Genomic DNA, 21,610 nt, shown 5'->3' with positions numbered 1-21,610 from the left:
GCGGAAGAGGTTTGCTATGGATTGGAAAGTATTTCTGCTGCGCGTCAGCATTGCTTTGGTGCTGGGTGCGCTGATCGGTGCCGAGCGGCAATTGCGCCAGCGCCTGACCGGCCTGCGCACCAATGCGCTGGTCAGTACCGGTGCCTGCCTGTTCGTATTGATGACCCAGGCGGTGCCAGGCATGGCGCCTGCAGATGCGTCGCGCGTCGCAGCCTATGTGGTGTCGGGCATCGGCTTTCTCGGCGGTGGCGTCATCATGCGCGATGGTTTCAATGTACGTGGCCTGAACACCGCGGCCACCTTGTGGTGCACGGCTGCGGTCGGCGTGCTGTGCAGCCTTGGGCTGATGATGGAGGCGGCACTGGGCAGCCTGGTGGTGCTCTGCGCCAACATCTTGTTGCGTGACATCGCCCAGCGCCTCGACCGTCAGGACGTGGTGCCGGCCAGCGAGGTGGAACAGCACTTCGAAGTCCGTATCGTCTGCCGCGGCGAGGACGAGATCCAGGTGCGTAGCCTGATGCTGCACAGCCTGGGCGATCCACAGCTGCGCCTGCAGTCGTTGCAGAGCCAGGACCTGGACAACCCTGCGCGCCTGGAAGTGCGCGCCGAGCTGTTGGGCACCGCGCAGGCACCGGCGCAGCTGGAGCGCCTGGTCAGCAGGGTCAGCTTGGAGAAAGGTGTAAGCTCGGTGCGCTGGCAATTACAGCCGCAGGTGCTGGCGACGGATTAGAACGACAGGAGTGATTCATGCTTATCCGCCCTACCCTTGAACAGGACATTGAATGGCTGCCGGACGTCGAGCGTTCGGCAGCCCAGGCTTTTGTCAACTGGCCGGCACTGGCCTGGCTGGCGCAAGGCGAAGTCATGGATGGCGCGGCGCACAGGGCTTTCGTCGAGGCAGGTGGTAGTTGGGTGGCGCAGGACGCGGCTGGGCGCATTGTGGGTTTTGCATGCGCCCGGCTGGCGGATCAGGCATTGCACCTTCATGAAATATCGGTGCGCCAGGAGGCCCAAGGGCAAGGTGTCGGGCGCCGGTTGCTGCAGCAAGTGGTCGATGCAGGGCGCTGCGCCGGTGTACGCGAGCTGACGCTGACCACCTTCGTGGATGTGCCTTGGAATGCGCCGTTCTATGCACGTTTCGGTTTTGAGATGCTTGAGGAAAGCCGGCTTTGCGATCGGCTCCGGGGCATCCTGGCCAGCGAGCATGCTCACGGCCTCAGCGGGCGTTGTGTAATGCGTCTGCGCGTTTCGCCGCCTCTCACCCTATAGTTCAGTGTGGCGCGGTCGAAACCGGCAGCGAAAAAGATTAAACCTTTGCCACGGCTTCACCCTCAACCGTACGCGACACTGCGGTCGCGCCACGGTTTAAGGAGTGAAGCATGAATAGTCTCTTCATCAGACGCGTTGGTTTTTCCATGGTGCTGGGCTTGGCATCGGTGCACGCAATGGCGGCGACTTCCGATGATTTCGTAGATGCGGCCACCGAGGCCGGTATTGCCGAAGTGGTGACTGGCAAGCTGGCTCAGGAGAAAAGCCAGAACGCCGAGATCAAGACCTTCGCCCGGCAAATGGTCACCGACCACACCCAGGCCAACCAGAAACTCGGCGACATTGCCCGCAAACTGGACATTTCCGTGCCGGATGAGGCCGCAATGACCGACAAGGTCAAGAAAATGATCCTGGAATGGCGCGACGAATCCTTCGACAAGGCGTACCTCAACAACCAGGTCGACGCTCACGAAAAAGCGGTGGAGCTGTTCAAGAAAGAGGCTGCATCGTCCGACAAGGCCGAGCTGAAGGCCTTTGCCAGCGAAACGCTGCCCAAACTCGAACAGCACCTGGAGCAGGCAAAAGCCCTTCAGTCCAAGCACGGCAAGTGAGGCCGCACATGAGTAACGATGCATTGAAGACCGAAGTACTTACCCGCCTGTTGCATGCGCACCCCGAAGGGCTGGGCAAGGAAGTGCTGGACAACTACCGCGGCGAAAAGGCGGTGGCCGGCATGCTCAAGACGCTGCAGGAAGCCGGTTTGATTCACGACGGGAGCGTGGCAGTAAGCAGTGATCACCAGATCAGCGTGCACTATCCGATCAAGCTGTCGGCGGCGGGCGTAGAGGCCGCCAGGCGCGCCGAGGGCTGACACTTGCCTGGTCTGGTCTGGTCTGGTCTTGTCGCCAGCAAGCCCGCCCCGAGGGATAGCGCATGGCTTGCCGGCGATGAGGCCAGTCATCAAGGCCGTGGCTCACTCCTTTTTCTCAATGTCTCCAGGCGGCTTGGCCGGCCCCTGTGGGTCGACTTGAGGGTCTTCGACATCCGGGGAATCGGGGTCGAAACCAAGGTCCGTCTTTTTATCGGCCTGCTCGGTCGAGTGAGGCCCCTCTTTGCGTGGTGGTTGAGATCCAGGCATGGCGTTGTCTCCGGTGAGTGTCTAGGGAAGAAACCACCCGCCAGGAAAAGTTTGATTAATCTGCGCCCGGGGCCAACTGCGCCCGACACTGTGCCAACGCCTCATCACGCGCCTGCAGTTGCTCCTCAAGCCGCTGCAGCTGCCGCGCCTGCTCGGCGCACAGGTCGCGCCTGGCTTCCAGGCTTTGGGCTTGCACATCCAGCTGGCGGCGCATCTCTTCGCTGGCACCTTGTGCCTGGGCCAGGATCGTGCGCAGGCCCTGGATCTGCGCATCGCGCTGCTCCAGCAACTCATCCTGTGCCCGGCATTCACTGGCCGCCTGACGGTGCTCTCCCAGTAAACGCTCATTGTCGCGGTGCAAACGGGTAAGTTCGTCCTGCTTGACGATCATGCCCTGCTGCAACTGGCGCAACTCCACCTGCATCTGCTGCAACTGCGCTTCATGGCGGCGCTGTTCCTGTTCGCGCTGTTCACGGCTGGCATTGCGGTAGTGCTCCAGGGCGTCGCGGGCATGGCGGTGCTTGTCTTCCAGGGACTTGACCTGCTCGTCCTTGTCAGCCAGGCGCACCTGCAACTCACCCAGCGCCTGGTTGAGGCTGGCACTGCGCAGCTGTTCGGCCTGCAGCGTGCTTTGTGTGGACAGCAGTTTTTCTGTCTCGGCCGCCAATGCCGCGGCATCGATCTTGTGCTGCTGATGCGCTGCAGCCAGTGCCTGCTGGGCAATTTCCAGCTGCGCCTCAAGCGTCTCGCGCTGTTGTGTGAAGGTGCTCTCGGCCTGCTCGATCTTCAGGTCGGCCTCGTCCTGCAACTGGGTTGCCAGTTGCCCAACCAGGCGGCTCAGCACATCGCTCAGCGCGACCCCTCCTTCGGAAGCCACCGGCTGCTGGCCGTTCAATTCCTTCAGGTAGCGGTGAATCGTGGTTTTGGAGCCGGTATTGCCCAACTCGATACGTATGGCATCGATGCTGGGGTTTTCGCCCCGGGCAATCAGCGCCTGACGCGCCTGCTGCACTACCACCTTGTTGATACCGCCACGGGCCATGCTTGCTCCTACGATTTTGTACTGTGTTATGTAACATGTAATTACGTACCAATTATGGCGATATCAAACCACCCCTGCAAACATTTCCTTAGGTAGAATAATCACGGCTTATCGCATGTGAGCCTAAAAATCGCTTGGATTCAGCTGACGCAGCAGCGCTCATGACTAAATCTGTTGAAAATCGCGAGCTGAAGGCTGTGATACAGGCGAGCAGGCGTTTTGGTAAGACTGAGCCGCCAGGCATCTCGCGTGGGGTAGTGGCTGGCCCAGAGAGCTTCACAGTCGTGACCGCCTCGAAGGCCTGCATCGGTCCGGCGTTTGATTTCTGCGTTGAGCCGCTCAAGCGGATTGGTATCGCGCAACTGCCGCCGGCGCGCCTTGGGAAACGCCGTACGCGCCAGCACTTCATCCTCGCAGCCGTCCATGAGCATCGCGATCTTGGGATACTTCTCGCGTAACCGATCAGCGATACCCGGCCACTGCTGGACGAGTTCAGCGTTAAGTCAAGCCAACATGGGCACCCGCATGCGCTCAATGAAGTGCAATCCAACGCGTGGTTTACCCAGACTGTTTGATCGGCCCAAGTACCAACAGCACAACATCATCGAGCGCATGTCTGGTTGACTGAAGGGAACCGCCGGGTCGTGACACCCTTCGACAGGCTTACGAAAAGCTATGCCGCAATTGTCTCGCTGGCTTGTCCATGCGGTGTTTGCGACATCTGCATTCGTACAGAGCCTAGAAATGCACCTTGATCAATGCACTCAACGCGTTCTGATCGGTCGGAAAACCGTGGCTGTCTTCGATGCCATATTTGTCGGACCAATAGTCCCACTCGATCCCCGCATAGAAACGCGCTGGCGCTTGCCCCATCGCCTTACCGACGTCGTACTTGATCTGGGGGTTGAAGTGGAAACTCTTGGCTACATAGTTCGAGGTACCCTTCGTCCCCACATCATTGACGTACCACTCCAGATAACCGTCGAACAAAATGTCGGAGCGCCCGAGCGGTATCGTCATCGCCCAGGTCGGGTTGATCTGCCACTGTCCAGACGCTTTACCGGTGATCCCATCGGGCTTGCGGTAGTAAGTGTTCAGTGAAAAACGATCAAATCCAGGCAGGTTCAGGTCAACAGCGGGCCCAAGCAGGTACTTTCGATTGCGCCCTTCTCCGCGCTCATAGGTGGCAGCGATCAACACATCCTTGACGATGCCATAGCTGAGACGGTGGCCACTGATTTTGCCGAGCGACAGTCGCGGTGAAAACTCACCGTAATAGGTGTAGCCATCGTTGCCGGACAAGCCGTTGGACCACTTGTTATCGACGAACAAGAACATGTCGCCCCACGTCCAGCCACTGGCGTGCTCGAAGGTGATGGTTTGCTGGATATCGTTGCCGGTGCCATCGACTTTATAACCATGCCCGTAGAGGTAGCTGAGGCTGTTGTTGCTCCACATCAGCGGGTTCGCCTGGGCACTGCCCGTGGCCAGCGCGCAGAGTGGGACGACGCTGTGAAGCAGCCAGGAAAGAGCGTTCGGTTTCATTTGCATCCCTTGGGTCGTGATTGTTGGTTTTCGCCAGCAAGGGTATGCAGCAGCGGACGACCTCTCCTCTGGCCCCGGCTCATGCCGAGGCGCCACCCTTGCCGGGGGGAGCGGCGCGAGGCCGCCAGAGCAATGTCCCATGCCAACTTTTGGCACTGACCGCTTCTACTCGAGTTAGCGTAAAGCAGGGGTCGTGCCAACTAATCGGATACACGTAGATTGCTTATTGTGCGCAATCTTCATCACCAATGAACACCATATGCGCAGAGTATTGCGCACTTTATTAGTGCTCAATCGGTACGTTCTGCACCTTCTCAACTCACGCGTCAGTCCCGGCCCCCTCGGATGCGGGTCGCTACACCGCAAAGTCAGCGGCTTCATGAAATTGGCATGCTTCTGGCTTCTTGTATCAGCGAGTAGAAGCGGTCAGTGCCAGGCATGGCATGGGGCATTGCTCTTGCGTCCTTCGGGGCGTACATCCGAGCGGATGTTTGAACGAGGCTATGGCAGCCCCGGGCAAGAGAGCAATGTCAGTCGCCAGTTCACGCCCTTTTGCTTCGCGACGCCATTCTCTTCCCACGTTCTCTCCGCCCGGCTCCTTCGCTGTCGCGCTATCCGGCGCACGGCGGTTTTTTGAATCGGGGTGAAGAACACATGATGAAAACGCGTTTTGCCTTGGCTCGCCCGCTACGCTCGCTGTTGGCAGCAGCGTTGCTCCCCACCACGCTGACCATCGCTCCGCTGGCGATCGCTGGCGACAAAGTGGTGTTGCTGACCTCTTGGTATGCTCAGGCCGAACAGGGCGGCTTCTACCAGGCACTGGCCGATGGGTTGTACGAAAAGGAAGGCCTGGATGTGTCCATCCGAATGGGTGGACCACAGGTCAATGGCATGCAACTGCTGGTCAGCAAGCAAGCTGATTTCATCGTCAACTATGACCTGCAGATTCTAAAAAGTGTCGAGCAAGGCCTGCCAGTGGTCGCAGTGGCTGCGCCCTTCCAGGGAGACCCGCAAGGGTTGATGACCCACGCGGACGTCAGCGGACTTGATGCTCTCGGCGGCAAGCCTGTGCTGGTGTCCACCTCGGGCCAGCAAACCTGGTGGCCTTGGCTGAAGGGTAAATATCAATTGGCTGACAACCAGGCGCGGCCTTACACCTTCAACCTGCAACCCTTTCTAGCCGACCCGCAAACCACACAACAGGCGTATGCCAGCTCGGAACTGTTCCAGGCGATAAAGGCAGGCGTGACGCCTAACTTTTTCCTCTTCGCAGATGCCGGTTATCCACCCTACGGATCCACCGTGGTCACCCGTCAAGACATCATCGCTCAGCACCCGGAGCGGGTAGCAGGTTTCGTGCGCGCCTCCATGGAGGGTTGGAAGCGCTATCTGGATGACCCCAGCGCCGGCAATGCACTGATCAAGCGCGACAACCCCAACATGACCGATGAACTGCTGGCCTGGGGCGTCTCGACCCTCAAGCAGTACCGCCTGGTCACCGGTGGAGAGGCCGCAACCCAGGGGATCGGCACCATGACTGACAGCCGCTGGCAAGCGACCCGCGACTTCATGGTCGAGGCGGGTCTGCTCGGTCCCGACGCACCTTGGCGCAACGCTTACACCACGCGCTTTGTGCAAGACCTGAAGGTACTCCCTGAGGCCGAGCAGGTCGGCAGCCGCTGAACACCATAACAAGCTCAACGCTGTGAGGAATCCTGATTATGTTGGTTACCAAACAACCTGTATTGCGCCGTTTCTGGTATGCCCTGCTACCTATGACAGCCCTCGAAGACGGCCCCAAGCCATTCACCCTGCTGGGTGAAGCGCTGGTGTTGTGGAAGCGTCCCGATGGTACCCCGGTGGCAATGCAGGACCGCTGCTGCCACCGCACCGCCAAACTGTCCAAAGGCTTCGTCAGTGCTGAGGGCAATATCGCCTGCGGGTACCACGGCTGGGAATACGACTGCACCGGCACATGCGTGAAGATCCCGCAGAATCCCACCGGCGCTATTCCTCCGGGTGCCGCGGTGAAGGCTTATCACTGCCAGGAGAAGTACGGCTATGCCTGGGTCAGCCTGGACGACCCGCTACAACCGATCCCTGAGTTCCCGGAAGACGGCACCCCCGGTTACCGACGCATCTTCCAGTTTTACGAAGAGTGGAAGACCAGCCCGCTGCGGGTCATGGAGAACTCCTTCGACAACTCGCACTTTTCCTTCGTGCACAAGGCCAATTTCGGCTTGTTCGACCAGCCGCAACCGGCCAGTTACGAATTTCGCGAAACCGATTATGGCTTCGAAGCCGAGACCCGCGTGCCGATCCGCAACCCCGAGGCAAGCTTCCGTATCACCGGTACCACCGAGCCAATCACCCAGCGGCACCTGCTCAACCGCTATTACCTGCCCTTCTCTCGGCGCTTTGGCTGCATGTATCCGGACAGTGGCATCCATCACATCATCTACAACTGCGCCACGCCCATCGACGACAACCGACTGATGCTCGTGCAGTGGTTGTATCGCAACGACAGCGAAGAGCAATGCTCGACCCAGGAACTGATCGACTGGGACGCGGCGATCACAGCCGAAGACCGCGACATCCTGGAGGCCACCGATCCTGACGCCTGTGTCGACACCCGCCGCAGGGTGGAACTGCACATGCCATCGGACAAGCCTGGGTTGGTTATCCGTCGGCAACTATTGGGTCTGCTTGAAGCCCATGGCGAGAGCGAAGTGTTCCTCAGCCACTGACACTTGCCCAACGCCCCGGTGCGCCGGGGCATTCACCACCGCTCATGACCCACGGGGAGAGCGCTATGTTGATGCAGACCCTATCCAAAGCCGACGTCCAGCCGCAGGCCCTGCCGAACACCATCGGTGTGGACACCCCTTTGTTCGCCAATCAGGTGGAAAAAACCTACAGCAATGGCACCCATGCCTTGAGCCGCGTGAAACTGGCGATCGAACGCGGCGAGTTCGTCTCGCTCTTGGGCCCGTCGGGGTGTGGCAAAAGCACCCTGCTGAAAATGTTCGCCGGGCTCGAACAGCCCTCCGCCGGCCATGTGCGCTGGTGGGGCAAGGATGCCCCGGGTACGGACCACCACGCAGGCACACCGGGGCGCAGCCTGGCCATGGTGTTCCAGGAAGCCACCCTGATGCCATGGGCCAAAGTGCACGACAACGTGCGCTTGCCCCTGGACTTGGCCGGCGCCCCCAAGGCCCAGAGCCAGCCCAAGGTGCAAGCCGCCCTGGAACTGGTGGGGTTGGGCAAGTTCGGCGACGTTTACCCGCGGGAGCTCTCCGGCGGTATGCAGATGCGCGCCTCCATTGCCCGGGCATTAGCCACCGAACCCAATCTGCTGCTGATGGACGAACCCTTCGGCGCCCTGGACGAGTTCACCCGCAACAAGCTCGATAGCGACCTGCGCCAGCTCTGGCTCCAGCGCGACCTGACGGTGGTATTCGTGACCCACAGCATCTTCGAGGCGGTGTACCTGTCTTCGCGGGTGGTCGTGATGGGCGCGCGTCCCGGTCGAGTGATCGCTGATGTAATAATCGACGGCCCACGGGAACGCGACGAGGCATACCGTACTTCGCCGGCTTTCATCGAGCAATGCGCGCACCTGTCCCGACTCCTGGCCCAGGCCAATGGCGACCCTTCCTGAGAGCATCATCATGAGCCGACCCTCTACTCCCTGGCTACGCCACCCTTCTGTACTACGCATCGCTTCACCGCTACTGGTTGGCGCCTTGCTGCTCGGCGTCTGGCAACTGGCATGCATCGCCTGGAAAGTCCCGGTGTACCTGGTACCGTCACCGGCCGATATCGGCCGCACCCTGGTCGCCGATGGCCCGATGCTGCTGGGGGCACTGTGGATGACCCTGAAGATCACCTTCCTGTCATTCGCCCTCGCCGTGGTCATCGGCACGCTGGCGGCGTTCGTGTTCGTGCAGAGCCGCGTCGTGGAGGCCAGTCTGTTTCCCTACGCGATTCTGCTGCAGGTCACGCCGGTCGTGGCCATCGCGCCGCTGATCATCATCTGGTGCAGCGACACGACCTTGGCGTTGGTGATCTGCGCCACGCTGGTGGCGATCTTCCCGATCATCGCCAACACCGTCCTGGGCCTGCGCAGCGTCAACCCTGGCCTGCTCAACCTGTTCCACCTGAACCGCGCCAGCCGCTGGCAAGTGCTGTTGCGCCTGCGCATTCCCAGCGCCTTACCGTGCTTTTTCGCTGGCCTGCGCATCGCCAGCGGCTTGGCATTGATCGGCGCGGTGGTGGCCGAGTTCGTCGCCGGTACGGGTGGCACGGGCGCGGGCCTGGCGTATCAGATCCTGCAAGCGGGATTCCAGCTCAACATTCCCCGCCTATTCGCCGCCCTGGTGTTGATCGCCCTGACCGGCGTGGCGCTGTTCAGCCTGATGGCTTTGCTGGCTCGGTTGAGCCTGCGCCACTGGCACGAAAGCGAACTGGGCTGACTTCCCTGCGAAACGCTGTACTGGCTATGGAGACGAACATGAAACACACCAACAGCTGGCTGATCCGTAACGCCAGCGCCATCCTCACTGGCCTGCGCGGCGGCGCCGCGCGCCATGTGGGGCCGGACATCCGTATCACCCAGGGGCGTATCGCCGCCCTGGGCTCGCTGCAACCGTTACCAGGTGAGCAAGTGCTCGATGCCACCGATTGCGTGGTGTATCCAGGCTGGGTGAACACCCATCACCATCTGTTCCAGTCCTTGCTCAAGGGCATTCCCGCTGGCATCGACCAGAGCCTCGGTGCCTGGTTGGGGGCCGTGCCCTATCGCTATCGCGGGCTGTTCGATGAGCACAGTTTCCGCTTGGCCGCCCGGGTCGGGCTGGTGGAACTGGCCCGTTCCGGCTGCAGCACGGTGGCCGACCATCATTACCTGTACTTGCCAGGCATGGCCTTCGACAGCGCACAGATCCTCTTCGAAGAAGCCGAGCGTCTGGGGCTGCGCTTCGTCCTTTGCCGGGGCGGCGCAACCCAGGTACGTCAGGCGGAAGGCCCCGCGACAGCCGGACCTGAGACCCTCACGCAGTACCTGGACGATGTTCAGCGCTTGGTACAGGTCTACCATGATCCCGCCGACGATGCCTGGCGCCGTGTGGTAATGGCGCCGACCAGTCCGCCCTACTCCATGCCGCCCGAGCACCTGCGCGAGACCGCCCGCGCCGCGCGCCGCCTGGGCATCCGCCTGCACAGCCATTTGAGCGAAACCGTGGAGTACCAGAACGAAGTCCATGATCGCCACGGCCTCTCGCCCGTGGTGTTCTGCGCGGAGCAGGAATGGCTCGGGCCTGACGTGTGGTTCGCGCACCTGGTCAAGCTGAGCGCCGAAGAAATCCAGCTGCTGGGCGCCACCGGCACCGGCATCGCCCACTGCCCACAAAGCAATGGCCGGCTTGGCAGTGGTATCGCAGATATCGTTGCCATGGAGGCTGCAGGCATGTCGGTTTCGATCGGCGTGGATGGCGCTGCCTCCAACGAAGCCTGCGACATGATCAGCGAAACCCACGCCGCCTGGCTGATGCAAAGGGCCAAGGCCGGCGAACGCGCCATGGCCCGCCATGCCGGCGGCGATCTGGAGGGCGGTGCCCATGTCGCCAGCGTGGAGGACGTTGTGCGCTGGGGCACAGCAGGTGGCGCCCAGGTGCTGGGCCTGGACGCCATCGGCACGCTGCAGGTCGGCATGGCGGCGGACTTGGCGATCTACCGCCTCGATCAACCCCGCTACTTCGGTCTGCATGATCTGGGCATCGCGCCAGTGGTTGGCGGTGGCCGTCCGACGCTGCGGGCATTGCTGGTGGGCGGCCGCCTGAGCGTGGAAAACGATGCGCTTCCTGGCTTGGACCTCGCCGAACTGGGCAGCCAGGCACGCCAAGCTGTACTTCGTCTGCAACAGGCCGCGGGGGTACGCGCATGAGCTGGACGCCTCTGCAGGTGCGGGCCCTGCGCCTTGAAGCCGACGACGTGCTAGGTGTGGAACTGGCCCCGCCGAGTCCTGCTCCCCTGCCCTTCGACTGGGCACCCGGTGCTCATGTGGACCTGCGCCTAGGCAATGGCGTGGTACGCCAATACTCAGTGGTCAGCCTGCCCGAGGACGGTCATGTATACCTGGGCATCAAGCGCGAAAAAGCCTCCCGCGGCGGCTCGCAATGGCTGCACGAGCACCTGCGGCTGGGTGCCCGGGTGGAGGTGGGCGTGCCGCGCAACCTCTTTAGCCTGCAACCTGGCACAGGACAGGTCGTCTTGGTGGCCGCAGGCATAGGAATCACGCCACTGCTCGCCATGTACCGGCAATGCCAAGCTCAAGGTCGGTCGGTGCGCTTGCTGTTTTTCACCCGCGATGCCAAACAGGTGCCTTTTGTCCAGTACCTCGATGCGAATACCGAGGTTCATGCAGGCTTGCGCGCCCCGATGATCGCCGGGTACCTGGAAGAACACTTGCCGGCCTGGGACGGCAGCGCAAGCCTCTATTGCTGTGGCCCTGCCGGTTTCATGGCGTGTGTCGAACACGTCGCGCTGGCAAGCGGCTGGCCAACCACGGCGCTTCACCGCGAACATTTCCAGGCTGCAGCGCCCACCTTGCACGTCGAGCGTCACTGCACGCTGGTGCTACAGCGCAGTCGTCTTCAGGTCGAGGTGCAACCGGGCGAAAGTTTGGTACAGGCGGCATCGCGGGCGGGCGTGGAGCTACCCGTGTCATGTGGAATGGGTATCTGCGGCGCCTGTGTCAGCCGGGTCATCGAGGGGGCGCCTGATCACCGCGACGAGTACCTCAGCGATGCCCAGCGCAACAGCGGAGAATGGATAACGCCCTGCGTATCGGGCTGCCACAGCGCCCGGTTGGTGCTGGACGTTTGACCATCGCCCGCAGCTGCCCGAGGGCCAACGGCTGACGGCAGCTGCGCACGCCCGCTCCTTTCGGCCCATGGCTTTGTCCCTAATCGAAGATCGCTACCGCCCGGACGAAGCCGGCTGAGGCATGCCGGATCTTGTAAGGAAAGCAACTTACCAGAAACCCATCCGCCGGTAGCCGCTCCAGATTGGCCAGCTTCTCCATCTGCCCATAGCCGATATCACGCCCGGCCTTATGGCCCTCCCAAATGATCGAGGCGTCGCCCGTTTCGCTGAAGCGTTCGCGGGTGAACTTGAATGGCGCATCCCAACTCCAGGCATCGGTACCGACCACCCTCACCCCGCGCTCCAGCAGGTACAAGGTCGCCTCGCGGCCCATCCCCACTCCGGCTTCGAGATAGCCTGGCTGGCCGAACAAGCTGCCCGCGCGGGTGTTGACAAGCACGATCTCCAGCGGCTGCAGCTCATGACCAATACGCGCAAGCTCCGCCTCGACCTGCGCCGCAGTGACCACGTGGCCATCCGGCATATGACGAAAATCCAGCTTCACCCCCGGCTGCAGGCACCACTCCAGCGGCAGTTCGTCGATGCCGAAGGCCGGCTTGCCACCGTCGGTGGTGGATGCGTAGTGCCAGGGCGCGTCCATGTGAGTACCGCTGTGAGTGGTGATCTGCAGGCGCTCCGCCGCCCAGGACTCGTCGCCCGGCAGGTCCTCCTTGCGCAGCCCGGGAAACATCGCGGCCATCTCCGGCCAACCCTGCTGATGATCCATATAATCGATCTTCGGCAGCAAAGGTGGCGGATCAGTGTAAGGGTTGTTGTCCAGGGTGACAGACAGGTCCAGTAAGCGACGTGTGTTCAAGCTCATACGAGGATTCCTTTGCGGATGGCCGCGCGACGGGTGTGGCGCGGCGGCAAGTCGAGGGCATTACGCAGCAGCCCGGCCACTGAACCGTCGTGGCAGAAGCCCAGTTCGCGGGCAAACGAGGTACGCAACGGTGGGTAGCGGCCAAACAGGCTTTCGAGCTGGGGATCGGGGGCGAAGGCGATGCGCTCACGGTTGGCCTCGCCAACAACAGCCGCCAGCCCGTTCAGCACCTGGGCGATGGTCAAATGCAGCACGGGCAGTTGCCAAACCCGCTGGCTGCCCGGGTCTTCCAGCTCGGCGGCGTGCAGCAGGTTGTCCACGCAACAACGGACCGACATCCACCAGGCGCTCGCTTCGGGTGACACCGGGCAGGTGTAGGCCTCCCCGGCCACATAGGCGTGCAACAGGTCGCTCATGAACGCCGAGCGCAGACCATTCGGCTCGCGCGGGCGAGCAACGATACCGGGCAAGCGCAAGGCGCGACCGTCAACCTCGCCACGGCGGGCAAGGTCCTGCAACGCGATCTCCACCATGCGTTTGTGCGCCGCATAGGACAGCTGCGGCGACGCTGGCTGGCCTTCGTCCATGCGCGTCGGCAACTTGCCGCCGTACACCGCGACGCTGCTGGCGTACACCAGCACCGGTGGACAGAGGGGATTACGCAGTTGGTCGAGCAACTCCAGGCTTGCTTGCAGGTTTACCTGGTAACCCCGTTCGTACTGCGCCTCGGCAGCGCCGCCAGGCACGCTGACGAGATGGAAGACCACGTCGACACCATCAGCCAGCACCCGACGCAGCAAGGCCGCGTCGGTGACGCTACCGTGATGACGACGCAGGCGCGCGTCTTCGGGCAGGCCATCCAGTGCCTGATCCAGCGCCAGCAGTGCCTCGATTCGCCGCCCGCGCAGCTCGCCCAGGTCCAGCAGGCGCTGCACCAACTGGCGCCCGACGAAGCCATTGGCCCCGGTGACCATCACTCGCATGGCCAGCCTCCCCGCACCACGCGCTGGTCGATGGCCCCGAACAGCACCTCGCCCTCGGGCCCGCGAGCCTCCATGCGCACCCGGTCGCCAAAGCGCATGAAGGCCGTGCGCGGCGCACCGCAGGCGATGGTTTCGATGGCGCGGCGCTCGGCGATGCACGCCGAGCCCACGCTGCGGTCGGCGTTGGACACGGTGCCGGAGCCGAGTAGCGTGCCCGCACTCAAGCGTCGCGTCAGCGCCGCATGGGCAATCAACTGGTGGAAACCGAAGTGCATGGCGCCGCCATGGGGATGGCCGAACCACTCGCCGTTCCAGTGCACGTGCAGCGGCAAGTGCACCCGGCCGTCGCGCCAGGCCTCGCCGAGTTCGTCCGGGGTGACCGCGACGGGCGCGAAACTGCTGGCGGGCTTGGCCTGGAGAAAGCCGAAGCCGGTCTTCATTTCCCGCGGTGCCAGGGCCCGCAGGCTGACATCGTTGAGTTGCAGGATCAGGCGAACATGCTGCAAGGCCTGCTCCGCCGGGCATCCCATGGGTACGTCGTCGAGCAACACCGCGAACTCGCCCTCGAAGTCGATGCCGTGGGCCTCGCTGGGCAAGGGAACGTCCGCGAGAGGCCCGAGAAAGTCGTCGCTGGCACCCTGGTAAATCAGTGGTGTGTGCTCGACGCCTTCGATCGGGTCCAGGTTGAAGGCCTTCTGCATCAACGCGCCATGGCTGAGGAAGCACGAGCCATCCAGCCATTGGCTGGCACGCGGCAGGGGCGCAGCCAGTCGAGCGAGGTCGAGCGCGAAGGCACCCGCAACCGCATCGTCGTTGAGCTGCTGATACAGCGCCTGCAAGCGGGCTTCGACCTGGGGCCAGTTTTCCAGCGCGACCTGCAAGCTGGTGGCGATGTCGCTGGCATCGACCGCATGCCCGAGGTCACGGGCCACCACCAGCAGGCGACCATCGCGGCTGCCGTCGTCGAACGTGGCGAGCTTCATGGCAGCAGCTCCTTGAGCGTCTCGGCATACCGCCCATCGAGCAGGATGAAGACCATCCGGGCCATCTGTTCGCTGCGGTTGCTCCAGGCGTGGTTGGTACCGCGCTGGACCACGATATCGCCCCGTTTGAGGTGGACTTCGCCATCGTCCAGCACCAGCCAGACCTCGCCCTCGGTAACGATGCCGTAGTCCAGGGTTTCGGTGCGGTGCATCAGCTTGTGCTTCGAATCGGCTTTGCCCGTGCCGGCACTCGCCTCGCCGATCTCGGCGAAGGCAGCGGCAGCATCTTCGGCACTGACCTGGTTCTGCACGCTGTCGGGCGGTATGTCCACCACGCGAATCACGCTGCCCAGCGGCCCAGGGCTCAATTGCAGCGGCTGCGCTGTCGGATCATTGCCGTTGTCCAGTGTCGCCGGGCTGCCGACACTGTTCCAGACTTCGTAGAAGAGGGTGCCAGGCACCGCCTTGAGTGGGAAGTTGTTCGGTGTCGGGCCGCAACTGGCGACGACCGCCTGGCCCTCGGCATCGTGGCCGGTGACTACACGTTTGAATGCAGGAAGCGATTGCATGCTGTCTCCTTTCAATTGCCGTCGCCGATGGTCGAGCCACCGTCGACAATAAGATTCTGTTCGCTGATGAACGCTGCGCCTTTAGCCATGGCCGGTAGCTGCGTGCTGGTCAGCCACATGGCGCTGCGCAGAGAGCGACTGGCATTGGCTCGCCCGCCAAGGAAAATTTCGTTCATCGTGCACCTGCCACCATCACCGGCCGCCGGTGGCGCATCAAGGACAGGCACACAGGCGCCAGTAGCAGTTGTCCGATGGCGACCAGCAGCAGTGCATGCGGCAGTTGCGTAGCCACACCAGCGGTCAATGCCAGGACGATCAATGGACTGACGAACTCACCCGCGAAAATCGCCGAAGTGAACCCACCCGTAGCACGGCCGCGCTGATCGAAGCCAACCTGCTGCATCACCAGAGTGATCAGCGTCGGCAGCAACAGCCCAACACCCAGGCCGTTGATCAGCACCGCCAGCACCACTGGCGCGTGGCTGCTCGCCAGCGCCATCAGGCCCCCACCGAGCCCCGCCGTGGCAAAGCCCAAGGCCAGCAACCGCCCAGCCGGCAAGCGCGCCAGTAAGCGAAAAGCCAGTGCGCCGGCCAACACGCCGAGCTGGTTGGCGCCCATGGCCAGGCCGACCTGACGGGGCGCATCTATGTGCAGTAACTGCAGCACGTAACCGGCCTGCACCGGGACGATGAACAGGCTGACGCCAGCCAGCACGGTGAGCAGGTATAACAGCGTCAGGGCCGCCCATGGGAAACGCGAATCGACGGTGGCTTCGCTGGCGGTCTGGCAGGCACGCGGCTCCCACAACAGAAGGGCCATCAAGGGCAGGCACAGCGCACCCACCGCATAGAGGGTGAACGGTGTCCGCCAGTCGCTTTCCCCCAGCGCACCGCCCACGCCCATGAACAATGCCGCCGCCAATGAGGTGACCACCATCTGCAAAGCGAACAACCGCGCCCGGCGCTGGCCGTCGAAGTAGTCACCCATCAGCGTGGTGCAACAGGTCATGATGCCGGCTTCGGCCAAGCCGATGCCGGCGCGGCTGGCGACAATCAGCACCAGCGAATCCAGCCACAACGGCAACAAACCGCACAGGCTGTAGAGCAACATGCTCGCCAGCAGCAGTGCTCGCCGCCCCACTCGGTCTGCCATTACCCCGGCCAGCGGCGCCAACAAGGCTATGATCAGTGCCGGCAACGTCAGGGCCACCGGCACCAGCACGGCCACGCCCGGCGTCTCGGCAAAATGCGCGTGCATGCGGGGTAGCACCGGTGCGATAAGCACCGCCCCCAGGACGGGCAGGCAACTGCCGAACAGCAACAAGGCAGCCTGGGCGTTTCCGGCGGTGCGTTCAGCGGCCATGGCTCACCTCCTCCAGTGGGCGAAAACTGGCGCCCTGCTCCAGCATCCCGCTGCTGTGCTCGCGCCTTGTGTGCTCATGCGCCGGCAATGCCAGCTGCTCGGTACAGGCCTTGCGGTGCGGCAACAGGAAGTAGGCCAACGCCGGCAGCAGGATCAATGCGCCGACCATGTTCCAGACGAACATGAATGCCAGCAGCACGCCCATGTCGGCCTGGAACTTGATCGGCGAGAAGATCCAGGTACCAACGCCGATGGCCAGGGTGATACCGGTGAGCATGACCACCTTGCCGGTGAACAGCAGCGCGCGGTAGTACGCCTGGGACAGGCTCGCGCCTTGGCGCAGCTGGGCCAGCACGATGCTCATCACATACAGCGCGTAGTCCACGCCGATGCCGACCCCAAGGGCGATCACCGGCAGGGTCGCCACCTTCACGCCAATACCCAGCGCCACCATCAGCGCTTCGCAGAGGATCGAGGTGAGTACCAGTGGCAGCACCGCGCAGAGCACCGCGCGCCAGGAGCGGAAGGTCACCAGGCAGAGCACGATCACCGCGCCGTAGACCCACCAGAGCATGTCGCGGTTGGCCTGCTTGACCACCTGGTTGGTGGCAGCCTCGATGCCTGCACTGCCGGCAGCCATGAGGAAGCTGGCCTGCTCGCTGTCGTTGGCCTGGGCAAACGCCTGGACGCTGTCGACCACCCGCGCCAGGGTGTCGGCCTTGTGATCGGTCAGGTAGGCATAGAGCGTCAGCAGGCTGCAGTCGTCGTTGTACAGCCCGCGCGGGGCACCGGCGGTGACCATGTTCAGGGTCGCCTGGTTGTTGACCAGGTCATACCACTTCGGGCTGCCTTCGGAGAGGCCGACCAGCACCCGGCGGTTGAGCAGCGCCAACGAGTTTGTCGAGTCCACGCCCTGCAGGCCACGCAGTTGCCAGTCGAGGTCATCCACGTGTTTCAAGGTGCCGTAGGCCGAACAGCCACCGGGGGCGGTGCGCACCATCACCGCGAACACATCGCTGCTGGCGCCGTAGTGCCGGGTGACGAAGGCATTGTCGCGGTTGTAGCGCGAATCGGCGCGCAGCTCGGGAGCGCCGGCGTCGAGGTCGCCGACCTTCAGGTGCAGACTCACGGCGTAGCCCCCGGCAGCCATCAGCGCAGCGACGGCGATGCACGCCGCCGCCCAGCGCCGGCGGGTGAACAGGTCGAGAAAGCGCCACACCGCATGCTTGCCCGCTCCGCGGGCCTCGGCCTCTTCAGCGCGCAGGCTGCGCCGCGCCGCACGGGCACTGACGCCCACGTAGGAGAGCAGCACCGGCAGCAGAATCAGGTTGGTGAAGATCAGCACCGCCACGCCCAGGCTGGCGATAACGGCCAGGTCCTGGATCACCTGTATCTGAATGATCATGAGTACGGCAAAACCGACCGCATCGCATAGCAGCGCGGTGAGCCCGGCCAGAAATAACCGGCGGAAGGTGAACCGCGCTGCCACAAGGCGATGCATACCGCGGCCGATGTCCTGCATGATGCCGTTCATCTTCTGGGCGCCATGGCTCATGCCAATGGCGAACACCAGGAACGGTACCAGCACCGAATAGGGGTCGAGCTCGTAACCCAGCAGTGGCAGCAGGCCGAGCTGCCAGATTACTGCCACCAGCGAACACACCACCACCAGCGCGGTGCTGCGCACACAGCGGGTGTACCAGTACAGCACGGCGGCGGTGATGGCAATGGCGGCGGCAAAGAACAGCAGGATCTGCCGCAGGCCGTCCATGAGGTCGCCGACGACCTTGGCGAAACCGGTGATGTGGATCTCCACCCCCTGCGCCTGGAAGCGCTCGCGCAGGGTTTCCAGCTCATGGGCGAAGGCCGTGTAGTCGAGGGCCTGGCCGTCCGGGGTCTTCTCCAGCAGCGGCACGTAGACAATGCTCGAACGCTGGTCGAAAGCCACCAGTTGACCAATCTCGTTGGAGCGTTCCACGTTGCGCTTGAGCGCTTCCAGGCTAGCGGCAGCGCCATCGTAGCCGTCGGGCACCACCGGGCCACCTTCCAGGCCCTCCTCGGTGACTCCGGTCCAGCGGGTGGACGGCGTCCACAGCGACTTCATCGCCGCGCGGTCGACGCCAGGCAGCAGGTATACCGCGTCGTTGAGCTGCTGCAGGCTGTGCAGGTAGTCCTTGTCGTAGATGCTACCGCGCGGATTGGCCACGGCGATGCGCACCGCGTTGCCCAGGCCGTCGAGTTCCTGGCGGTGCTCCAGGTAGTTGTGAATGAACGGATGATCGCGCGGGATCATCTTCTCGAAGCTGGCATTGAGGGTCAGGCGCGAGGCCTGCCAGCCGAGCAGCAAGGTCGCCGCCAGGCACAGCAGCAACACCAGCACACGGTGGTTGAAGAGCGCACGTTCCAGCAGCGAGCCGGACGCGCTGTCGAAGTCGTCGAGATGGCCGCTGGAAGGCGCAGATGAATTCATGACGTGCATGGTTCAGTCCGTCGTGGTGGAAAGAGAGGAAGGTTCCAGGCGGCGCGCACCGGCCATGCCGACGGCGACGATGGAGCCATCGGCGGCGGTGGTGGCGGCGGTCAGTGGCAGGCCATTGGAGACCGCCACGGGCTGGGCGACAAAGGCGCCGAGGCCGCTGCGCAGGAGCATCCCTGCCTGGTTGGCGAGCAACAACTGGCCACCGGCGACGCGCAGGCCGTTGATCGATGCCGGGATCGGGTTGGCTAGCGCCTGGAAACTATCGCCACCGTCGTCAGAGGCGAACAGCGAACCGCGCAGGCCGCCGAGCAGCAGACGGCCATCAGGCAACACGGTGGCGGCGAGGTAGCTGCCATCGTAGGGCCCGTGCAGCGCCTCGTAATGCTCACCGCCATCACGCGAGCGAAGCAGCAGGCCCTGCTCGCCGGCGATGTACACCTGGTTGCCTTGGCGCGCCAGGGCATACAGGTGCAGTCCACGCCCGTTCGGCAGTCGGCCGATCTCCGACTGCCAGCTGCGCCCGCCGTCGGCGGTGCGCATGGCCACCCCGTAGGCACCCACGACCAGGCCGTTGCGGGCATCGGTGAAATTCAGGGCCAACAACGGCTTGTCCGCGCCGTCGGCCAGCAGCCGTTGCGCCGCCGCCAGGCGACGCTCGTCTGAGGCAGCCTCGGCTGCCTGCACCTCCAGGGCGGCGGCGCGCTTGCCGTCGAGCTGCACGCTCCAGTGCTCACCACCGTCCTGGCTGTGCAAGACCACGCCGGCATGTCCGACCGCCCAGCCGTTGCGGGCGTCGATGAACTGCACGGCGGTCAGGCTGACACCCACCGGCACGGCAGTGGCCTGGCGCCAGGTGGCACCATTGTCATCGGACAGCAGTACCACGCCACGTTCACCCACCGCGACCAGGCGTGCATCGGCCCGGGCCACATCCTGCAACACCGCACGCAGGGCCTGGGGGCCGTGCAGCGCGGGCTGCGCGAGCACATCCACGCTGTCACCGGCGAACGCCGGCGGCAGCCCGCAACAGGCTGCCAGTAGCCAGCCGTAGAGCATCTTGTTCATCGCACGCAACCTTTTGTTCTTAGAGTCGGTACAGCACCCGCGCAGCGCGCCTGCTCAGCGCACACCCTCGCCGGCCATGGCGTCGGCGGTGAACACCGAGTCCTTGTAGGGCGGCACGATGCGGTACTGTTCGTTCTTGCCAGCGAACAGGTCACCGGCGAACCAGGCACCGGAGAGCATGTCGTAGAAGCCGTTGGTCAAGGTCACCACGCCCGGCAGGTCAGGCAGCACCACCGGCGAGGTCCAGACCACCTTGGCCAACTGGTTGCGGGCGTCATAGCGCTCGCCCAGCACGGCAGCCCAGGTGTCTTCGTCGAGGTAGTAGGTGCTACGCGGCATCACATGGCGCTGGCCATTCTTCAGCGTCGCCTCCACCACCCACACACGGTGCAGCTCCCATCGGATGGCGTCGGCGTTCAGGTGATGGGGGGCCAGCAGCGCCTCGGCGTTGCTGGCGGTGAACACCTTGTTGGCGTTGTAGGGGATGTACATCTCCTTCTTGCCCACCAGCTTCCAGTCGAAGCGGTCGAGACGACCGTTGAACACGTACAGCTCATCGAAGCTCATGACGCCGGCGGTGGCCGGGGTCGGCGTGTCGCAACAGGCGTTGGGCAGGCGACGCACACGGCGCTGACCAGGCAGGTAGGTCCAGACCGCAGCTTTTCGGCGTTGAGGTTCTCAAGGCCGGTAATGGCCTCCCCGGCACGCAGGGGCGGGCCGTCGTTGGTCATGCGGATGGACCAGAACACACCCTTGTCGCCACTGCCACCGGGCAGGTACCAGGGCATCTGCAAATCGGCCCGCGAGTCATTGGTGAGCACGTGCTTGCCGTTGGCGGTGGTCAGGTACTGATTGAAGCTGGCGTGCCAGGACGCACCCCGCCAACGCAGCAGGTGGTTCCACATGGCTTCCACGCCATTGGCCGGGATCGGGAACGGGATGCCGCCGGATGCGCCTTCGGGCATGGGGCCGGCGGGGCCGTCCACCAGCTTGCCGCTGGTGGCGTTGGCGAGGGTAGCGTCGTACACCGACTGCGGAGCGGCAGCACTGCGGCGTGTCGGGTAGACGTCGAGACGATAGCTGTCCGGGTACTTCTTCAGCATGGCCTGGATGCCCGGCGTCAGCTTGTCGGCATACTGCGCCATGTTCTGCGCGGTGATGCTCAACAGCCGCTTGTCGTTGGCGAACGGATCGCCACGCCTGCCGCCTTCCTTATAGGCCGGGTCGGCCTTGATGTAGCCACCGGTCCAGGCAGGAATGCTGCCATCCGCATTGCCGGCCCGCTCGCCACCGAGCGGGGTCAGGCTGGTCTTGAGCATGGCCGCCTGCTCGGCGGGCACTGCGGCAACGGCGCCGTGGGCCAATAGCAGCGAGGCACTCTGGGCAATGAGCAGGGAAACGACTTTATTATTGTGTTTCATCGGGTG

At 63.5% G+C, this 21,610-nt stretch carries 21 protein-coding genes and 2 pseudogenes; 10 read left to right on the top strand and 13 right to left on the bottom strand.

What is annotated here, in order from left to right; translation table 11 throughout:
• Positions 1-16 precede the first annotated feature (16 nt).
• The 4 genes from ACF8RA_RS06535 to ACF8RA_RS06520 all read left to right on the top strand — a co-directional run bounded on the left by ACF8RA_RS06535 (position 17) and on the right by ACF8RA_RS06520 (position 2,140).
• A complete protein-coding gene (locus ACF8RA_RS06535; RefSeq protein WP_004374444.1) occupies positions 17-730 on the top strand; it encodes an MgtC/SapB family protein in 714 nt (237 codons plus the stop codon).
• 17 nt (positions 731-747) lie between these two features.
• Positions 748-1,269, top strand: a complete 522-nt coding sequence (locus ACF8RA_RS06530; protein WP_392461330.1) for a GNAT family N-acetyltransferase — start codon at positions 748-750, stop codon at positions 1,267-1,269.
• A gap of 110 nt (positions 1,270-1,379) precedes the next feature.
• Positions 1,380-1,880, top strand: a complete 501-nt coding sequence (locus tag ACF8RA_RS06525) for a DUF4142 domain-containing protein (protein ID WP_392515170.1) — start codon at positions 1,380-1,382, stop codon at positions 1,878-1,880.
• A gap of 8 nt (positions 1,881-1,888) precedes the next feature.
• Positions 1,889-2,140 (top strand): hypothetical protein, encoded by a 252-nt coding sequence (locus ACF8RA_RS06520; protein WP_004374436.1) that lies wholly within the window; start codon positions 1,889-1,891, stop codon positions 2,138-2,140.
• Between the two features lie 102 nt (positions 2,141-2,242).
• Here ACF8RA_RS06520 and ACF8RA_RS06515 read toward each other — a convergent pair whose 3' ends face one another.
• From ACF8RA_RS06515 to ACF8RA_RS06500, 4 genes and pseudogenes are all read right to left on the bottom strand, one after another.
• Entirely contained in the window at positions 2,243-2,407 is a 165-nt protein-coding gene (locus tag ACF8RA_RS06515) for a DUF6021 family protein (RefSeq protein ID WP_256122357.1), read from the bottom strand.
• Positions 2,408-2,462: 55 nt separating this feature from the next.
• Positions 2,463-3,449 (bottom strand): DNA-binding protein, encoded by a 987-nt coding sequence (locus ACF8RA_RS06510; protein ID WP_209966151.1) that lies wholly within the window; start codon positions 3,447-3,449, stop codon positions 2,463-2,465.
• Positions 3,450-3,754: 305 nt separating this feature from the next.
• Positions 3,755-3,934: pseudogene (locus ACF8RA_RS06505) on the bottom strand (transposase); the annotation flags it as partial.
• Positions 3,935-4,187: 253 nt separating this feature from the next.
• A complete protein-coding gene (locus ACF8RA_RS06500) occupies positions 4,188-4,994 on the bottom strand; it encodes a membrane protein (RefSeq protein ID WP_019751605.1) in 807 nt (268 codons plus the stop codon).
• Positions 4,995-5,651: 657 nt separating this feature from the next.
• On the opposite strand from ACF8RA_RS06500, the gene ACF8RA_RS06495 reads away from it, so the two are divergent.
• From ACF8RA_RS06495 to ACF8RA_RS06470, 6 genes are all read left to right on the top strand, one after another.
• Positions 5,652-6,677, top strand: a complete 1,026-nt coding sequence (locus ACF8RA_RS06495) for an ABC transporter substrate-binding protein (protein ID WP_144000104.1) — start codon at positions 5,652-5,654, stop codon at positions 6,675-6,677.
• Positions 6,678-6,715: 38 nt separating this feature from the next.
• The gene (locus ACF8RA_RS06490; protein ID WP_070095452.1) at positions 6,716-7,741 is read left to right on the top strand and encodes an aromatic ring-hydroxylating dioxygenase subunit alpha; all 1,026 of its coding nucleotides are present in this window, start codon (positions 6,716-6,718) and stop codon (positions 7,739-7,741) included.
• Positions 7,742-7,806: 65 nt separating this feature from the next.
• The gene (locus tag ACF8RA_RS06485) at positions 7,807-8,655 is read left to right on the top strand and encodes an ABC transporter ATP-binding protein (protein WP_014862029.1); all 849 of its coding nucleotides are present in this window, start codon (positions 7,807-7,809) and stop codon (positions 8,653-8,655) included.
• Positions 8,656-8,740: 85 nt separating this feature from the next.
• Positions 8,741-9,469, top strand: a complete 729-nt coding sequence (locus ACF8RA_RS06480; RefSeq protein WP_014862030.1) for an ABC transporter permease — start codon at positions 8,741-8,743, stop codon at positions 9,467-9,469.
• Between the two features lie 38 nt (positions 9,470-9,507).
• Positions 9,508-10,938: an amidohydrolase family protein gene (locus ACF8RA_RS06475; RefSeq protein ID WP_108190845.1), complete on the top strand. Its 1,431-nt coding sequence runs from the start codon at positions 9,508-9,510 to the stop codon at positions 10,936-10,938.
• On the top strand, positions 10,935-11,879 hold the full coding sequence (locus tag ACF8RA_RS06470) for a PDR/VanB family oxidoreductase (protein WP_392515166.1): 945 nt from the start codon (positions 10,935-10,937) through the stop codon (positions 11,877-11,879). Before ACF8RA_RS06475 ends, ACF8RA_RS06470 begins: the two co-directional genes overlap by 4 nt.
• A 79-nt stretch (positions 11,880-11,958) precedes the next feature.
• On the opposite strand, the gene ACF8RA_RS06465 is transcribed toward ACF8RA_RS06470, so the two are convergent.
• The 9 genes and pseudogenes from ACF8RA_RS06465 to ACF8RA_RS06425 all read right to left on the bottom strand — a co-directional run bounded on the left by ACF8RA_RS06465 (position 11,959) and on the right by ACF8RA_RS06425 (position 21,604).
• Positions 11,959-12,741 (bottom strand): cyclase family protein, encoded by a 783-nt coding sequence (locus tag ACF8RA_RS06465; RefSeq protein WP_392461323.1) that lies wholly within the window; start codon positions 12,739-12,741, stop codon positions 11,959-11,961.
• A complete protein-coding gene (locus ACF8RA_RS06460; protein ID WP_392461321.1) occupies positions 12,738-13,724 on the bottom strand; it encodes an NAD-dependent epimerase/dehydratase family protein in 987 nt (328 codons plus the stop codon). Before ACF8RA_RS06460 ends, ACF8RA_RS06465 begins: the two co-directional genes overlap by 4 nt.
• A complete protein-coding gene (locus ACF8RA_RS06455) occupies positions 13,715-14,707 on the bottom strand; it encodes a fumarylacetoacetate hydrolase family protein (protein WP_392461319.1) in 993 nt (330 codons plus the stop codon). The genes ACF8RA_RS06460 and ACF8RA_RS06455 overlap by 10 nt, the downstream gene beginning before the upstream one ends.
• Positions 14,704-15,276, bottom strand: a complete 573-nt coding sequence (locus ACF8RA_RS06450) for a cupin domain-containing protein (RefSeq protein WP_014862035.1) — start codon at positions 15,274-15,276, stop codon at positions 14,704-14,706. Before ACF8RA_RS06450 ends, ACF8RA_RS06455 begins: the two co-directional genes overlap by 4 nt.
• 11 nt (positions 15,277-15,287) lie before the next feature.
• A complete protein-coding gene (locus ACF8RA_RS06445) occupies positions 15,288-15,452 on the bottom strand; it encodes a hypothetical protein (protein WP_177429896.1) in 165 nt (54 codons plus the stop codon).
• Positions 15,449-16,639, bottom strand: coding sequence for an MFS transporter (locus tag ACF8RA_RS06440; protein WP_392461317.1), 1,191 nt, complete (start codon positions 16,637-16,639; stop codon positions 15,449-15,451). Before ACF8RA_RS06440 ends, ACF8RA_RS06445 begins: the two co-directional genes overlap by 4 nt.
• Complete coding sequence (locus tag ACF8RA_RS06435) at positions 16,629-19,118, bottom strand: RND family transporter (protein WP_392461316.1); 2,490 nt, start codon at positions 19,116-19,118, stop codon at positions 16,629-16,631. The genes ACF8RA_RS06440 and ACF8RA_RS06435 overlap by 11 nt, the downstream gene beginning before the upstream one ends.
• Positions 19,119-19,121: 3 nt before the next feature.
• Positions 19,122-20,183 (bottom strand): WD40/YVTN/BNR-like repeat-containing protein, encoded by a 1,062-nt coding sequence (locus tag ACF8RA_RS06430; protein WP_392515160.1) that lies wholly within the window; start codon positions 20,181-20,183, stop codon positions 19,122-19,124.
• Between the two features lie 54 nt (positions 20,184-20,237).
• Positions 20,238-21,604: pseudogene (locus ACF8RA_RS06425) on the bottom strand (DUF1329 domain-containing protein).
• Positions 21,605-21,610 lie beyond the last annotated feature (6 nt).

The organism is Pseudomonas sp. FYR_5 (assembly GCF_043106315.1).
GTDB classification, from domain to species: domain Bacteria; phylum Pseudomonadota; class Gammaproteobacteria; order Pseudomonadales; family Pseudomonadaceae; genus Aquipseudomonas; species Aquipseudomonas putida_Y.
Note: the sequence above shows the minus strand (reverse complement) of the source record. Positions and strands in the feature narration are given on the sequence as shown.

Excerpts from the sequence above, each read along its gene's own strand:
- ACF8RA_RS06535 (WP_004374444.1), top strand. The coding sequence starts at position 17 with ATGGATTGGAAAGTATTTCTGCTGCGCGTCAGCATTGCTTTGGTGCTG.
- ACF8RA_RS06530 (WP_392461330.1), top strand. The coding sequence starts at position 748 with ATGCTTATCCGCCCTACCCTTGAACAGGACATTGAATGGCTGCCGGAC.
- ACF8RA_RS06525 (WP_392515170.1), top strand. The coding sequence starts at position 1,380 with ATGAATAGTCTCTTCATCAGACGCGTTGGTTTTTCCATGGTGCTGGGC.
- ACF8RA_RS06520 (WP_004374436.1), top strand. The coding sequence starts at position 1,889 with ATGAGTAACGATGCATTGAAGACCGAAGTACTTACCCGCCTGTTGCAT.
- ACF8RA_RS06515 (WP_256122357.1), bottom strand. The coding sequence starts at position 2,407 with ATGCCTGGATCTCAACCACCACGCAAAGAGGGGCCTCACTCGACCGAG.
- ACF8RA_RS06510 (WP_209966151.1), bottom strand. The coding sequence starts at position 3,449 with ATGGCCCGTGGCGGTATCAACAAGGTGGTAGTGCAGCAGGCGCGTCAG.
- ACF8RA_RS06500 (WP_019751605.1), bottom strand. The coding sequence starts at position 4,994 with ATGAAACCGAACGCTCTTTCCTGGCTGCTTCACAGCGTCGTCCCACTC.
- ACF8RA_RS06495 (WP_144000104.1), top strand. The coding sequence starts at position 5,652 with ATGAAAACGCGTTTTGCCTTGGCTCGCCCGCTACGCTCGCTGTTGGCA.
- ACF8RA_RS06490 (WP_070095452.1), top strand. The coding sequence starts at position 6,716 with ATGTTGGTTACCAAACAACCTGTATTGCGCCGTTTCTGGTATGCCCTG.
- ACF8RA_RS06485 (WP_014862029.1), top strand. The coding sequence starts at position 7,807 with ATGTTGATGCAGACCCTATCCAAAGCCGACGTCCAGCCGCAGGCCCTG.
- ACF8RA_RS06475 (WP_108190845.1), top strand. The coding sequence starts at position 9,508 with ATGAAACACACCAACAGCTGGCTGATCCGTAACGCCAGCGCCATCCTC.
- ACF8RA_RS06470 (WP_392515166.1), top strand. The coding sequence starts at position 10,935 with ATGAGCTGGACGCCTCTGCAGGTGCGGGCCCTGCGCCTTGAAGCCGAC.
- ACF8RA_RS06465 (WP_392461323.1), bottom strand. The coding sequence starts at position 12,741 with ATGAGCTTGAACACACGTCGCTTACTGGACCTGTCTGTCACCCTGGAC.
- ACF8RA_RS06460 (WP_392461321.1), bottom strand. The coding sequence starts at position 13,724 with ATGCGAGTGATGGTCACCGGGGCCAATGGCTTCGTCGGGCGCCAGTTG.
- ACF8RA_RS06455 (WP_392461319.1), bottom strand. The coding sequence starts at position 14,707 with ATGAAGCTCGCCACGTTCGACGACGGCAGCCGCGATGGTCGCCTGCTG.
- ACF8RA_RS06450 (WP_014862035.1), bottom strand. The coding sequence starts at position 15,276 with ATGCAATCGCTTCCTGCATTCAAACGTGTAGTCACCGGCCACGATGCC.
- ACF8RA_RS06445 (WP_177429896.1), bottom strand. The coding sequence starts at position 15,452 with ATGAACGAAATTTTCCTTGGCGGGCGAGCCAATGCCAGTCGCTCTCTG.
- ACF8RA_RS06440 (WP_392461317.1), bottom strand. The coding sequence starts at position 16,639 with ATGGCCGCTGAACGCACCGCCGGAAACGCCCAGGCTGCCTTGTTGCTG.
- ACF8RA_RS06435 (WP_392461316.1), bottom strand. The coding sequence starts at position 19,118 with ATGCACGTCATGAATTCATCTGCGCCTTCCAGCGGCCATCTCGACGAC.
- ACF8RA_RS06430 (WP_392515160.1), bottom strand. The coding sequence starts at position 20,183 with ATGAACAAGATGCTCTACGGCTGGCTACTGGCAGCCTGTTGCGGGCTG.